The sequence below is a fragment of the Bradyrhizobium sp. PRIMUS42 genome, from assembly GCF_023006515.1.
Classification (GTDB): Bacteria; Pseudomonadota; Alphaproteobacteria; order Rhizobiales; family Xanthobacteraceae; genus Bradyrhizobium.
Genome location: NZ_JALBGZ010001243.1, coordinates 1 through 1,054 on the forward strand (window position 1 = coordinate 1; position 1,054 = coordinate 1,054).

The 1,054-nt window shown below is 66.4% G+C and carries 1 protein-coding gene; it reads left to right on the forward strand.

All coding sequences use genetic code 11. The features are described 5' to 3' along the window. Positions 1-355: 355 nt before the first annotated feature. Positions 356-1,054, forward strand: a 699-nt coding sequence (locus MOV75_RS39395; protein WP_246932887.1) for a 16S rRNA (uracil(1498)-N(3))-methyltransferase, incomplete at its 3' end; no start/stop codon positions are given.

A 1,054-nucleotide genomic window follows, 5' to 3' on the forward strand; every position in this document is an offset into this window, starting at 1 on the left:
CGCCGAGCCGTTCACCGGGGGAAACGCGGAACTGGTAGGGGCCTGGTTCGGCAGCGGCGCCGGGAAGGCGCTTTGCGCAAACGCGCCCGCGGCGCTCAGGGTGACCATGGCGGCAGTGATCGGAACCATCAAATGACGGATCATCAAGACAGTCTCTCCGGCAGGAGCTTGCGGGGTTCGGCGTCTTCCAAACTGAAGCGCAACCAGCGTGCTCGCGATTTTACGATTCCCGCCGGCGCTTAACAACCCGCCGAATAGGGCAAGAGCGCGGCGCGCCGACGCACCGGTTTGGCAATATTTACCCCCGAATTGGCTGCTTTCGGTTAATAACGGCGCCAAACTGGACTTTTGAACGATGCCTTCCCACGATTTTCGCGCTCCCCGCCTGTTCGTCGACGCTCCCCTGGCCCAGGACGCCAGGGTCACGCTCGACCGCGACCAGAGCAATTATCTCGGCAATGTGCTGCGGCTTGCCGCGGGGGCCGAGGTTTTGGCGTTCAACGGCCGCGACGGCGAGTGGCAGGCCGCCATTGAAGGCCGCAAGCGGCCGGACGGCCTCGTCATTCTCCAGCAGACCCGGCCGCAGGACCGGCTTGCCGACCTCGCTTACGTCTTCGCCCCGCTCAAGCACGCCCGGCTCGACTACATGGTCCAGAAGGCCATCGAAATGGGCGCCGCCGCCCTGCATCCGGTTCTGACCCGGTTCACCCAGGCCTCTCGGGTCAACACCGAGCGAATGCGCGCCAATGTCGTCGAGGCTGCCGAGCAATGCGGCATTTTGAGCATCGCCACCGTCGCCGAACCGGTGCCGCTGGAGCGTTTCCTCAGCCAGCGCCCGGCCGACCGCCTGCTGATCTTCTGCGACGAGGCGGCCGAGGTTGAAAACGCGGTTCAGAGCCTTCAAGCCGCGCGGGCGGCCGGACAGGGTATCGACGTCCTGATCGGCCCCGAAGGCGGCTTTGCCGAAGAGGAACGGGCCCTGCTGCTGCGGCAGCCCAGGATCCTGCGGCTGGCCCTGGGCCCCCGGATCATGCGGGCCGACACCGCCGCCGTG